At 65.8% G+C, this 12810-nt stretch carries 13 protein-coding genes; 3 read left to right on the top strand and 10 right to left on the bottom strand.

The features are described 5' to 3' along the window. Positions 1-264: 264 nt before the first annotated feature. From DDE13_RS20575 to DDE13_RS20565, 3 genes are read right to left on the bottom strand one after another with little or no spacing between them, the layout of a single operon-like run. The gene (locus tag DDE13_RS20575; protein ID WP_111406099.1) at positions 265-690 is read right to left on the bottom strand and encodes a DUF6362 family protein; all 426 of its coding nucleotides are present in this window, start codon (positions 688-690) and stop codon (positions 265-267) included. Continuing rightward, on the bottom strand, positions 683-883 hold the full coding sequence (locus tag DDE13_RS20570; RefSeq protein ID WP_111406098.1) for a hypothetical protein: 201 nt from the start codon (positions 881-883) through the stop codon (positions 683-685). The genes DDE13_RS20575 and DDE13_RS20570 overlap by 8 nt, the downstream gene beginning before the upstream one ends. Further along, entirely contained in the window at positions 880-1401 is a 522-nt protein-coding gene (locus DDE13_RS20565) for a crossover junction endodeoxyribonuclease RuvC (RefSeq protein WP_111406097.1), read from the bottom strand. The genes DDE13_RS20570 and DDE13_RS20565 overlap by 4 nt, the downstream gene beginning before the upstream one ends. A gap of 581 nt (positions 1402-1982) precedes the next feature. Here DDE13_RS20565 and DDE13_RS20560 point away from each other — a divergent pair. From DDE13_RS20560 to DDE13_RS20550, 3 genes are all read left to right on the top strand, one after another. Continuing rightward, positions 1983-2201: a hypothetical protein gene (locus tag DDE13_RS20560; RefSeq protein ID WP_111406096.1), complete on the top strand. Its 219-nt coding sequence runs from the start codon at positions 1983-1985 to the stop codon at positions 2199-2201. After that, positions 2188-3228: an AAA family ATPase gene (locus DDE13_RS20555; RefSeq protein ID WP_111406095.1), complete on the top strand. Its 1041-nt coding sequence runs from the start codon at positions 2188-2190 to the stop codon at positions 3226-3228. Before DDE13_RS20560 ends, DDE13_RS20555 begins: the two co-directional genes overlap by 14 nt. A 76-nt stretch (positions 3229-3304) precedes the next feature. Beyond that, positions 3305-5776 (top strand): S8 family serine peptidase, encoded by a 2472-nt coding sequence (locus DDE13_RS20550; protein WP_162631134.1) that lies wholly within the window; start codon positions 3305-3307, stop codon positions 5774-5776. 578 nt (positions 5777-6354) lie between these two features. On the opposite strand, the gene DDE13_RS20540 is transcribed toward DDE13_RS20550, so the two are convergent. From DDE13_RS20540 to DDE13_RS20510, 7 genes are all read right to left on the bottom strand, one after another. Then, entirely contained in the window at positions 6355-8937 is a 2583-nt protein-coding gene (locus DDE13_RS20540) for a VapE domain-containing protein (RefSeq protein ID WP_111406092.1), read from the bottom strand. 8 nt (positions 8938-8945) lie between these two features. Further along, a complete protein-coding gene (locus DDE13_RS20535; protein ID WP_111406091.1) occupies positions 8946-10265 on the bottom strand; it encodes an ATP-dependent DNA helicase in 1320 nt (439 codons plus the stop codon). Continuing rightward, positions 10262-11011 carry a hypothetical protein gene (locus DDE13_RS20530; protein ID WP_162631133.1) on the bottom strand — a complete coding sequence of 250 codons (750 nt, stop codon included), beginning with the start codon at positions 11009-11011 and terminating at the stop codon, positions 10262-10264. Before DDE13_RS20530 ends, DDE13_RS20535 begins: the two co-directional genes overlap by 4 nt. After that, complete coding sequence (locus DDE13_RS23485) at positions 11008-11805, bottom strand: hypothetical protein (RefSeq protein ID WP_111406089.1); 798 nt, start codon at positions 11803-11805, stop codon at positions 11008-11010. The genes DDE13_RS20530 and DDE13_RS23485 overlap by 4 nt, the downstream gene beginning before the upstream one ends. Further along, complete coding sequence (locus DDE13_RS20520) at positions 11802-12017, bottom strand: hypothetical protein (RefSeq protein WP_111406088.1); 216 nt, start codon at positions 12015-12017, stop codon at positions 11802-11804. The genes DDE13_RS23485 and DDE13_RS20520 overlap by 4 nt, the downstream gene beginning before the upstream one ends. 10 nt (positions 12018-12027) lie before the next feature. Then, positions 12028-12255: a DUF6511 domain-containing protein gene (locus DDE13_RS20515; protein WP_111406087.1), complete on the bottom strand. Its 228-nt coding sequence runs from the start codon at positions 12253-12255 to the stop codon at positions 12028-12030. A gap of 140 nt (positions 12256-12395) precedes the next feature. Beyond that, the gene (locus DDE13_RS20510) at positions 12396-12626 is read right to left on the bottom strand and encodes a hypothetical protein (RefSeq protein WP_093359960.1); all 231 of its coding nucleotides are present in this window, start codon (positions 12624-12626) and stop codon (positions 12396-12398) included. Positions 12627-12810 lie beyond the last annotated feature (184 nt).

Raw genomic sequence — 12810 nt, 5'->3', positions numbered from 1 at the left:
GCAGCGAAGACGGCGCCGGGTCATCGCCTCGCGCGAAAAACTTGACAAACGAACATGAGAGGAACCGGAAAACAAAGGCTTGACAGCCTGGACCCCGGCTGGACCCCGGAAGCCAGCCCCGGTGTCCACCTCAGGACGAGCGTCGGTTCGCCCGAGCGCACGACCCCGAGTATATCGTCATGGATAGCGTCAGCGGGGCGATCCGTCTCGCCGTCCGGTGTCTCGCAGGAAATTGTCTCACGCGACTGTCGAGCCTTGACACACTCAGTGCGCCGCCTGCGCCACCACGAACTCCATCGACCGCTTCCTCGGCACCTGCTTCCCGTTCAAGCGCCAGACGATGACCGCGATCCCGTACTGCCAGCGCCGGTTCGCGGTGGCGCGGCTGATGCCCAGCTCCCAGCAGATCGGCTTCCACGGCTTGCGGTTCGCTCGCAGCCAGAGCAGGCGGGCATCTGCGGGATCGAGCCAGCGCAGCCATAGCAGAGCATCCTCGGCCAATGTGATGTCACGAGGACCGGGCTTCGGCCGGCGGGTTCGTGGCTCCTGGCCGACCTGGTCGGCGAAGCTATGGAGGTACTCCGGCCAGGCGTTGAAGTAGCCCTGCGGCTTCACCTCGGGCAGCGACCGGAACACGTCGGCCGCGCTCTCGAGCCGGTCCTCGACCATGGTGGGCGTCCACTCAGCCATTCGCCGCCTCCCGGGCGCCCGCACGTGGCCCGTAGAGCTTCTCCGCGAGCTGACGCACCAGCTCGCGCTCCGGCCAGGTCAGCCGGTCGTCGTCGACGGAGACGGCGAGCACGCCTTCGTCATGCCAGCCATCGCGCTTCACCTGGTCGGGATCCCGGCGCGTGCCGCCGTAGCCTTTCGGATACCACCTCATCCCAGGCCCCCGTTCGTCTCGAGCGCCCAATGGAGGATCGCGATGGCGTCGGCCTCGTTGTCGTCGGCGGGCGAAAACCCTCGTGCTCGCGCCGCGGCGATCATCGCCTCCTTGGGCGCGTTGCCCTTGCCGGTGGCGTGGCGCTTGATCGATCCAACGGCGACGCCCTCGTATGGCACGCCGCGCAGCTCCGCCCATGCCGTCAGCGTGGCCATCAGCCCGCCATAAACGTGGCTCGCCTCCACGCCCCTGTGGGCTCTCACCTCTTCGAACCAGATCGCGGCAATGGGCCCCGACAGTCGGTCGAGTTCTGTCAGCCAGTTGCTGAAACGCAGGTAGCGCATGCCGCCGCCGTCGAAGCGTCCGGGCCGGAAGCTGACCGTGCCGCTGGTGATCAGTCCGCCATGGCTGCGGAGCGCCCAGCCGGTCTTCGTACCGAGATCGAGGGCGACGATGCAGGACCGGCTGATCGCGCCCGGTTCCGGGCGGATGTCCTGCGCGGGGATCGGTGTGTTCATCGTGAAGGCTCACAAACTGTGGGCCTTCGGCTTCGGTCACTGCAAGATTTAGCATCCGGCGGTCCTCGGCCAAAGCGAAAACGACCAGGGACGGCGCGGCCGGCGAAGATCGACGCGGTGCCCGTCCCGGTCCCAACCTCCGAACGCGTGGTCCCAACCTTCGAGGGGGTTGGGACAGCCCATTATCTTTTTACCTCAATGACTTGCCCGGATGTGGTCCCAACCTCGGTGTCCCCAACGGGGGTCCTTCTCTTTTCGTATAGAAAAACATGTTCCCGACCTTTTCCGTTCTCCCACATGAATGTGTAGCAAAAGGTTGGGACCACAGGGTGAGGTTGGGGACACCGTTGTTTTTGAACGGCTTTTCGTGTCCCCAACCCCCTCGGGAGGTTGGGACAGGGTTGGGACCACCGGGGAGGTTGGGACAGGCACGACAGCGCGCTGCACGGCATCCTCTGGTCAGTTGCGGAGTTGCGCAGGGTTGTGCATCCGGCAGGCTGTGACAGTGGCGCCATCGACATGACATCACTCTGCTGTCTATCTGATGGCCAGTTGGGCTCGGGTATGGTAGGGATGCGGCCATGGGAAAAGGTTTCAAGACAACGGAGGAAGACGTTGCGGCCCTCACCGTACGGGTGCCGCGAGAGCTCGTGATCGACATTGATCGTGAGCGCAACGGCAGACCCGTTCGCGTTCCACGGAACACCTGGATACTTGAGGCCGTCGTTGAAAAGCTCGACCGGGAGAGGCAAAGCGCCCGTAACGGGATGAGGCGGGAAGAAGACGATGGCCAGAAGTGATCTTCTGATTTCACTCGTGAAGGCCGGATCAAGCGGCGATTTTCGGAGCGTGCGTGCTGCTGCCGAAGCCATAATCGCTGAGGAGAAGGCCAAGAATCACAATATCCTCGCTGACCGTTTGACCGAGGCCATGCATGTGAACGGCAATGGTCACTCACCAAAGGCGCCCGCCATCTTGAACCAGAATACGGCGCGACATCGCGAATTTCTGCTTGAACTGACGCCGGAAAGACGGATCGAGGACCTGGTTCTGTCTGACCTAAACCTGCGCGCGTGCCAGGAACTGATCGAGGAGCAACAGCGCGCGTCGGTTCTGCGTTCGCATTCCCTCGAGCCGCGCCACCGGATCCTGCTTTCGGGGCCTCCGGGCAACGGCAAGACGTCTCTTGCGGAGGCGATAGCCGAGTCGCTGGCACTGCCATTCTTTGTCGTGCGCTACGAGGCAATGATTGGGAGCTATCTCGGCGAAACCGCGGCGCGTCTGAAACGTGTCTTTGACTATGCCCGGACCACCCCCTGCGTCCTTTTCTTTGATGAGTTCGACGCTGTTGGCAAGGAGCGCGGAGACGAGCATGAGACCGGTGAGATCAAACGTGTCGTCACGTCACTGCTGATGCAGATGGATGATCTGCCGAGCTACACCGTTGCAATTGCAGCCACAAATCATAGCGAACTTCTGGACCGGGCTGTCTGGCGCCGGTTTCAGTTGCGCCTTTCATTGAAAGCCCCGACGCAGGCCGAGCTCGCTGCATACTTCAAGCGTTTCGCAGATGCGATGAACGAGCCGTTAGGTCGTGCACCAAGCACCCTCGCAAAGGCCCTCGGCTCAATCAGCTATGCGGAGGCAGAGGAATTCTGCCTCGACGTTCGTCGTCGCCACGTCTTGGCCATGGGAGAGACACCACTAAAGAAGATCGTCGAGGAGCGGCTCAAGTTGTGGGCAGCACGCACCGCCCCGGATTTCAAAAAGGACAAGTCGCATGTCGGAGTTTCCGCTTCTTCCGGTACCGAAACCGGCTCGCGATAAGCGGCCGAGAGGTGGCGGGGGCGGCGGAAGCATCCAAACCCCGTCACGCGATAGACAGCGTGAAAGACTGGACCCGGTGTTTCAGCGACTTCGCGATGTCTTCGATCAGGGTCGCGACCCGGTAGATCTTCGTGACGATCCCGCAGGTATTGCACCCGAGCGAGCATTGGTATTTGAGGTAGCAGGTTCAATCGGTGATTTCGGCGCTGCCGTCGCCCGGATCGATGGACTTGAATTTCTAGCCGACGAAGAACTCATTCTTGATCCGGATGACGACTTTGGGGTACGCGAGACACGCCAAGGCCGAGCCCCAGGAATCCGAGACGATAAGCCAATCGCAGGCCGTCTCTACCTGGCAATGCCTGATGTGCAGGCGCTGCGGCACTTGCTCTCGCTCTGGCGGCTCTTCGAAAACGGGCAAGCCGCACCACGTGGTTTCGCGCCATGGTTCGAAGTTTTCGAACACCTACATGCTCTGCGTGCTTGGGGTCCCGAAGATCGCATACCTAGCGAGACAATACAGTACCTTGAGGAGGAGCTAGCCGCACAGGGTGACGACGCTGTTGTCCGGGTCGAGATAGAGCTGTGGTACGCGGCAACCGACGCCAAGCGAAGAGCCGCGAAGGCAAGTTTTGAGCGGGCGGTTGCCGAGGCCAAAGGGATAATCGTCGATCAGTCAGAGATCGGAGCTATCGGATACATCGGTCGTCTCGTTGATTTACCCGCTACCGAAGTCCGCCGCTTGATCGACAGAGAGGAGGTCAACCTCGCGATCTGCGACGACGTGATGATGGTCCGACCGCAATCGACGGTCGAGTTTCCCGTTGCGGTCGACGCACTGGACGAGGCACTTCCCGCGCCGCCGACCGATCCCGATCCACAGCTTCCTCCGATTGCGGCAATCCTTGATGCGATGCCCGTTCAGAACCATGCTTTGTTGGCACGGCGGCTGTTGCTGGACGACCCGGACGATTTTGACGCTCTGAGCATCGTAGCAGAGCGCAAGCATGGAACAGAGATGGCATCTCTGATCCTACATGGTGATCGCCACCTTAACGAGGAACCGCTGCCACGGCCGATCTACTTTCGGCCTGTCCTGTACGCGCCTGGCGGCGGAGGCAATGAACGCCCTGTGCGTGACCGTCTCCTCCTCGACCTAGTGTACCGAGCCGTACTTCGAATGAAGGAAGGCGACGCAGAGGGCGCAGCAACTGCGCCCAGCGTCTTCATCGTCAATCTGTCACTCGGTGATCGGAATCGCCCATTCTCTGGCCCCATGAGCCCATGGGGCAGGCTTCTCGACTACCTATCGGAGAGGTTCGGCATTCTGTTTATGGTGAGCGCTGGCAATGTGACGGAACCACTCACCGTTCGGGACTTCGCGGGACTGATCGAATTCGAGAACGCGTCGGCCGAGGCTCGAGAAACGGCCATTCTTCGAGCGCTCGCGGAGCAACAGGCGACAAGAACTCTCTTGTCTCCCGCAGAGGCGCTCAATGCCATCACCGTTGGCGCGTGGCATGAGGACGGCGCTCCTCCTGCGAATGGCGCTGCGGTCTTCTCCCCATTCGCGACTGAGCCTGGCCCAAACATTACGTCGGCGCTTGGCCTGGGGCATCGAAAGGTGGTCAAGCCGGACCTATTCATGCCCGGAGGGCGCGAGCTCGTACGCGTCGTATCGAATGGTGGCAATGGCGTGAGTCTGCGACCTGTTCCACCAGGTCGGCTGTACGGCTTGCGCTGTGCGAGCCCGGACGCCGGAGGCGATCTTGCGCGCGAAGGCTACAGTTCGGGGACCAGTGCAGCGACAGCCCTCGCGACAAGGGCCGCACACAGGATCTTCGATGCCCTCTCTGATCCGGACAACGGCAATCTCTTGGAAGATGTCGATCCGTCCTTCTACGGCGTGATTGTCAAAGCGCTGCTCGTTCACAGGGCTGGTTGGGGAGGTATTGGGGACCTGCTCGATCAGACCTGGCAACCACAAGGGCAAGGCACGCATGTCGTTCGGCGGGACGGCATCGCGCGCCTTCTCGGCTATGGCCGCCCTGCGGTGCAGGAGGCCATGGAATGTGCAACAAATCGCGCGACGATGGTCGGCTACGGCGAGATCCCCGCGGGTGAGCAGGCAGCCTTGTACCGCATCCCACTCCCGCCAAGCCTTGAGCGCGTGCGTGAGCCACGAGCGCTTACGGTTTCTTTGGCGTGGTTCTCCCCGGTCAATATCCGCCATCAAGCGTACCGAAGAGCCAAACTCGAGATCGCCCCCGAAAACCCCGAGACACGTTTCGGCGTCAAGAGGGTGCCGGGCCAGCCGTCCGACAAGGCAGTGCCCCGTGGATCCTTGTTTCACGTTCGCTATTCAGGCGAACGAGCGGTGGCGTTCGTTGACGGCAACACCTTGGCACTTCGTGTATTCTGCCGCGAGCAAGGCGGCGCTCTTGATCAGTCGATCCGCTATGGGCTGGCCGTCACCGTCGAAGCGGGTGAAGCGATCCGCGTCTATGAGGAAGTCCGACAGGCTCTAGGCATTCGGCCGCGGGCCTGATTGTCGGCTTAAGCGTGGATGACTCGAAAGCCATGGGAAACCGTCAGACGGATCAACACCTCAGGGCAGTCTGGAACCAGAAGACGAGCCCCGTGGTGCTGCGACGAGGAGGAAAAGGTCAGCTCTTGCGGGCTCGACTTCCTTATAGCGAGAACAATCGTCGATGGCTTCAGGACGGCCGACGAAGCAAACCGACATGGTCGGATGAGCATAAATGTTGGGAGCTGCCAAAAGCGTGGTTCAACGGGTTTGTTGAACGAGCGCTGCTGCGGTATGGCGAACTGTACATCATTCAGCCGTACCGCGAGCAGGAGAAATGCGCTCCAGCCTGCCTGAACGCCACGGGTCATGAATGCCAGTGTTCATGTATGGGGGCGAACCACGGTGCCGGCAACGATGGGAGCTGGTTCGAAGTGTCCGAAGCATTCGCAACGAGATGGGGCGAGCAACATCTCGCCTGCAGAAAGCTTGTTCTGAAACGACAGGCGCATGGCTGACGAGCGGCATTGCTCGCACGAAAATTGGCAGCCGCAACACTTGATCCGAACAGCTGGAGAAAGACAATCTTGGGCGATGTATCATCGCCGATAACGCCACTCCCGCGGCGCCTCGCGCCCGCCCTCGTCGCGGCGTCGGTACCGCTCCCAGCCGTTCGCCTTGAGGTATGCCGAAACGCGCATCTGATCCCCGCGCGTCCACCGCGCCGGTTCGAGCCCGACGGCCTCCTCGAGGATTTCGCCGACCGACACATCCTTCAGCGGCTCCGGGCGCGGCACGCTGTCGGTGCCGGAGTTACCATAGTCGGGGAAGCCGTCCGAGACGGTGCGGATCTCGTGCGTCAGCCAGTGCTCGATCAGGTCGTCCCAGGCGTCGGACTGGTAGCGGCGGTCCTGTTCCTCGCGGGCTTCGGCCAGGAGCGCCGGATCGTCGATCCACCAGATCGCGCCGGCGCGGAAGCGATGGACGGCTTCGGCCCAGAGCTGGTCCCGGTCGCGGGCGAGCGCGGCAATGTCGATGGTCCCACAGCGAAGCGGCCAGAAGCGGCGGTTGCCGGTCTCGTCCCGCAGATAGGTGTCGGGGTTCACGGTGCCGGCGAACACGCATTGGCGCGGAACCTCGACGGTGTAGCGCCCATACGGCGGACGGAAGCGGTCGGTGGTGCGGGTCAGGAACGCCTTGATGCGCGAGACCTCGGCGCGGCCGATCGCGTCGAGTTCGGCGATCTCCACGATCCAGACGCCCTGCATGTGTAGCGCCGCGTCCTTGGACCCGAGCTCGGGCAACTCGTCGGTGAACCAGGCCTCGCCGGACAACACCTTGAGCGCGGTGGATTTGCGCGCGCCCTGCGGCCCCTCGAGGATCAGCATGTGGTCGGCTTTCACGCCGGGGCGGTAGATGCGGGCGACGGCCGAGATCAGCCAGAGCGCGCCGATGGTGTGATGGAACGCCGTGGGCTCGGCGCCGAGATAGGCGCTGGTCCAAGTCTCGATCCGGGGCGTGCCGTCCCATGTCACGGTGTCGAGCCAGTCGCGGACGGGATGGATGCGCAGCTCGCGGGCGACGGCGCCGACGGCGCGGCTCACGACCACCGGCGCCACGTTGATCCCACGAAGCTGCAGCCATTCGGCGGTGCGGATGTCGTCGGCATCCTCCCAGGGGCGCGGGAGGGAGGCGATTCCGGCGTCCCACGGCAGCGGCTGGCGCACTACGATCTCCTGCCCGAACTCATCGAAGGCGAGCACGCCGGCAAAGGCCGGATCGGAGGTCAGCGCGACGATGACGTTGGCTTCGTTGCGCTCGGGCGCACCAGCGAGGTCAAGCCGCAGGCGCCTGAACCAGGCGGGCTTCGGGATCGGCGCGTGCGGAGCGCCGGTGGCGTTCACGCGGCGGCGAAGCTCGGCCAGTTGTTGGGTCAGGACCGATATGCCAATGCCGGTCGCGGACTTGATCCGTGCGAGGACCTGCCGTTCGGGCAGAGGATCGAGCTTTGCAAGCGCGATGCGCCCGAGCAGCGTGGACAGGGCTTCGAACTCGGGCGGATTGGTCAGCGCCTCGGCCGCGGCGATCAGGGTCGCGGGATCGTCGGAGGTTGCGACGATGGGCGTGGCCGTCTCCGGCTCAACCGGATCCGCGGCCTGCGGCTCCACTGTAGTGCCCGCGTCGCGCGTGTAATCCTCGGCGCGGGCGCCGCGCAGAAGATCGTCGTTGAAGTCGTCGCCATGAAGCGGCGCGACGATCTCGTTCGGGATGTCAGCCCGGTTCAGGCGATCCGAAAGCGTCGCGGACGCCTGGCGGCCGGCGTCTCCGGCATCGGCATAGATGGTGACGCGCCGGGTGCCCTCGGGCCACTGGAACCGCGCCAGACCGTCGGCTGACAGCGCCGCCCAGACCGACGTGCCGAAGAGCGCGTGCGCGGCGAGCGCCGTCTCGATGCCCTCGGCGATGCCGATGTGGCCGTCCTCCGGCATCGGGAACAGCCGGACCACGGCATCCTTCACGCTGCCGAGCATCTTCTTGCCCGTGGGCGCCTTGGCGCTGCCGTCGTCGAGCAGGAAGGTGCGGTGGATGCCCGGCGCGCGCTCCCCGTCCGGCAGCCGCAGGATCGCGATCAGGCCGGGCCAGCCGCGGCAACTGTCGAAGTCCGGAAGGTCGGGGTGGAACAGCAGGTCGGGCGATCCGGGATCCGACAAGCCGCGGGCGCGCAGGTAGGTCTCGCCCGGCGTGCCGGCGAGCGGCACAGCCCCGTCGACGAGGCGCGCAATCTCGGCAGAGTGGTCCGGGCGCGCGCGGACGGGGGACGCCAGAGTGGGCCGCGGCGCGGGATGATCCATCCCCGCGAGCCGCGCCGCCTCGTCGAAGAGCGCGCCGTCGCAGAGCCCTGTCGCCTGGGCGATCAGGTCGATGGGACCGGCCCGCTCCCCGGTGGCGTAGTCGAAGCCCCACCCGGCATAGGGCCCGTCGAGATGGATGGTGCAGGAGCCCTCCTTGCGCGGCGGGCGCCCGGAGAGGTCTGCGCAGCGCAACGATCGGCGGTCCCGCGCAAGCCGGGCCTCGGGGAAGAGTCCCGGCAGCCAGTCGGCCGCGGTGCAGGCGAGCCGCTCCTTTACCGCCGCGAGATCATGCCGCGTCTTCGGGACCGCGATGTCGTTGAGGTCGATCATCGCGCCCCTCAGGCCAGAAGGACGAGACCGCGCTCGGCCCGAGTGATCGCGGTGTAGAGCCAGCGGCGCCGGTCGATCTCGTTGCGGCCCAGCCCGTCGTCCCAGACGATCACGTTCTCCCACTGCGACCCTTGCGCCTTGTGCGCGGTGATCGCCCAGCCGAAGGTCGCCTCGGTCAGCAGGCGCTTCTCCTTGTAGTCGCGGTCATGGCGCTTGTCGTCGTAGGCGACGTGATCCTCGAAATGCCCCTTGTAGATGCGCAGCCGGCCCGGGCGCCCGTCCTCATAGGGCTCGCCGATGTGGCGCCCGTCCTCGTCATGGACGACGGCGGAGAAGTAGAGGCTGCCCTCGTCGACGATGTCCTCGAGCGTCACGAACATCCCGTTGATCAGCCCCAGATCGTTCTGGTTCTTCAGGCAGATGATCTTCTCGGCCGGCCCCGTGGGCAGCCAGGTCCCACCGAGCCCCGCAGCCGCGCGCATGGCATTGTTGATCTGCAGCCGCGTGGCGTTCAGCCCGCAGATCAGTTGGCCGCCGCGCAGCGCCTGTTCCGGCGTGATGTCGCCCTTGCGGAGCTTTGCGACATGATCGTCGTAGACGCCGAAGCCTATGGGCCGGCCCTCGCGCGCCATGGTGGCGAGGCGGATGATCGCGCTCTCGGCCGCCTGGCGGTGGATCTCGGTCAGCATCACGTCCGGCTCGTCGCGGGTGAAGGCGCCTTCGCCCCGGATCGGCGGCAGCTGGCCGGGATCCCCGAGCACGAGGATCGGCTTGCCGAAGCTCATCAGGTCGCGCGCCATCTCCTCGCCAACCATCGACACCTCGTCGAGCACGATGAGCCGGGCGTCGGCCGCGTCGCTCTGCGGATTCAGGGCGAAGCGCGGATGCTTCATGGCCGAGAGCCCCTGGCGCATCGCCTCGATCGCGGCATCGGCCGTGGTGCGCGCGAACCCGGTCAGCCGGCGGGCGTCGCGTTCGGCCAGCGCGATCTTCCTCGCGGCTTCCTCGATTTCCTCCTCGGTCGCCTCGATCACCGAGTAGATCAGGCTGTGGATGGTGCGCGCCGGCGTGCCCTTGCGGGTCAGCACCAGCGCGGCCTTGCCGGTGAACGTGGCGGTCACGACGCCGGGCACGCAGCGGCCGTCCTTCGCGCTGCGGTGGGGCGAGAGGCCGAGCTCGTCGAGCGCGAACTTCAGGACGGTGCTCTTGCCCGACCCGGCATAGCCGAAGAGGCGGAATACCTGCTGCTGCTCGGTTCGGGTCTCGAACCACTCCTTGATCTCGCGGATCGCGGCGGCCTGGGTGGCGGATGGGGTGAACTCGGTCATGGCTGGGGCATCTCCACTGCGTAATCCTTGACGATCCCACCGCGGGTTGGATCGCCCACCTCGCACTGGCGGACGAAGACCCGGCGCCCGTCGGCGAGCTGCCGCCAGTGACCGCGTCGGATATGCCAGCGTGGGCTGGCGTGACTGCCGCCCTGAGGCGGCGTCGCTGCGCGCAGACGCGCCGGATCGATGGCGACCTGGCGCCAGACCCACCCCTGGACCCCGGCGCGCGCGAAAGGCTTGCGCCGCGTCGAGGGCACCTCGCGCTCCCGGACGTCCGCAGCCTGGGAGAGTATCGCGAGGCCGCGCCAGACGATGGCAGCCGCGGCTTGACCGCACTGCTCCGCCACCTCCACGTCCTCAAGCGCCGGATTGGCGGCGAACTCGGCGACACCGCCGTCCGCGATCCACACGTAGGCATGGACGTCCGTCCATCGCCGCGGGGAGCGCCAAAGGGAAAGCCAGAGAGCCTCTATGCCGTCAGGGCGCTGCCTCGCGTACACGATCTGGCTGCGGATCTGTGGTCCACGATCGCGCAGCTCGAAGATCGTATCGGGGTGCGGGAGGCGCTGGGGACCGGCCGCCAGGCGACGAGCCAGCGCATCGACCTCGTCGGAGTCGAACCTCTCCTGATCGGCGAAGCGCCAGACAGGCGCAAACTCGAACCCGTCGAGCAGATCCGGCATCCAGAACCGCTCGCGACGCGCGCGCACGATCCGTTTGAGCTCATACGCATCGGGGATCATCGCGGCTCTCCCCAGCATCGACCCGCCCATGCGCAGGGCGCGTGCCACTTGCCGGCCGCCATGCCGCCGCGGCAGTGGACTGCGGTGGGTTCGGCCGCGGCCCGCGGCAGCCATGCCCCGGCCTCGGAGGCCCGCACCACGGCGACGGCGCGATCCGACATCTCCTGCGCGAGGTGCGCGTCGAAGGGCACGAGCTCGGCGTGCAGCTCCATCGTGTCGCGGTTCAGTGCGGTGAAGAGCGCCGGGGCCGGCAGCTCCATGTAGGCCTGATAAAGGGCGATCTGGGCCGCGTAGACCGGCCGTGCGAGGCTGACGCCGCGCTTGACCACGTCCTTCCAGCTGGCCGCGCCGAGCGCCTTGTTCTCCCAGAGCGCGGGATAGTCCATCGCGACGGGGCCCGAGACGAAGCAGCCGTCTATGTGGCCCTTGAAGCGTCCGCCGAGGGCTTCGAACCCGAACTGGCGGCCGTCGGGGCGCTCAGTCCGCAGGTCGAACCCGGCGATCCGGAACCAGCCGGCGACGATGTCCTCGGCCCTATGGCCCGCCTCGAAGATGCGCAGCGTGCGCGGCGCGAACTCCTGGCCTTCGTCCTTGGGCACCGCGAGGAAGTCGTACTGGATCTGGCGCAGGCAGTCGCGGCCGAGACCCGAGGAGCTGACATAGGTGCGTGGACGCTCGGCGCGGTGTCGCGCGGACAGCGCCGTGTCGATGGCGGCGGAGACGGCTTCGGCAATGGGCGGGCGTGGTGCGCCGGCGCCGTAGAGGAAACCCGAGCCATGGTTGAGGTCGATCATCGCTCGCGCTCCCAGAAGCCGCCGGCCTGCGCGATGCAGGTCAGTTTGTGGAACTGCGCGTCCGTCAGCCGGGCGCTCTCACTGAGGCGCGCGAGCTTCTCGCGGAGGCTGTCGCAGAACTCGATCTCGAAATCGGTGACGGCGTTTTCGGTGGCCGCCTCGAGCAGGTGCTTCCAGCTGCAGGACGCGGTGTCGTCGTTCAGGTCGATCATCGCCGCGCTCCTAAAATGGGATCGGGTCGTCGAGGGCCGTGCCTGTGCGCTCCTTGCGCGCAGCCTGGTCCTGCATGCTGTCGATGTAGCCGGTGACGGCCGCCTCGATCAGGCGGTCGATGTCTTGGGCGCTGCGATGGAAGAAGGGCTCCATGAGCCCGAGGTCGGTGAGCGCTTCGGCGAAGAGCGTCCGCGCATCGCGGATCGCCTGCGCCTCGCGCGCGGTCTTGTCGATCATGCCGTTGTTCCTTTGGGCGATGGCGCTGCCCGCGTCCTGACAGCGGCGCGAGCAGAACCGGTGATAGGGGTGGCGATCCCAGCCGAGGCCGTGGCAGTAGCCGAAGCCGCGCGCCTCGCGGGCGCAGACAGCGCAGAGCGCTACCCGAGCAAGAAGGTCGCGATCGGGTCCTCGGGCGGCCAACCCGCCCTCTGGAGCTTTTCGGACTGCAGCACGATCCAGCGCGAGATCGCGTTGCTGGCCATGGCTTCGAGGTCGCCGAGGCTGAGGCTTGCGATGGGGGCGTGCAGTCTTCCTCGGGCCTCGAGCCATCGTCCGATCTCCAGCGCCGCCTCGCGCGTCACATGCGCCTGCCATTCATCCGGGGTCATCGGCCCGGCAGGATCGCGCCGGGCTTCGGGCAGCGGTGAAGGCCGGTTTGACCTCCGCCGCCGCGCTGCCGACCGTGCCTCAGCCATTGAGCCAGGCGGGCATGCTGGTCGCCGGCGCTCCGCCCGGCGCGGACGGCGGGGATGCGGGCGACTGCTGGGCGGGCGGCTGAGGCGTCGGCGCCTG

The sequence above is a fragment of the Meridianimarinicoccus zhengii genome (assembly GCF_003254465.1).
GTDB classification, from domain to species: domain Bacteria; phylum Pseudomonadota; class Alphaproteobacteria; order Rhodobacterales; family Rhodobacteraceae; genus Meridianimarinicoccus; species Meridianimarinicoccus zhengii.
Note: the sequence above shows the minus strand (reverse complement) of the source record. Positions and strands in the feature narration are given on the sequence as shown.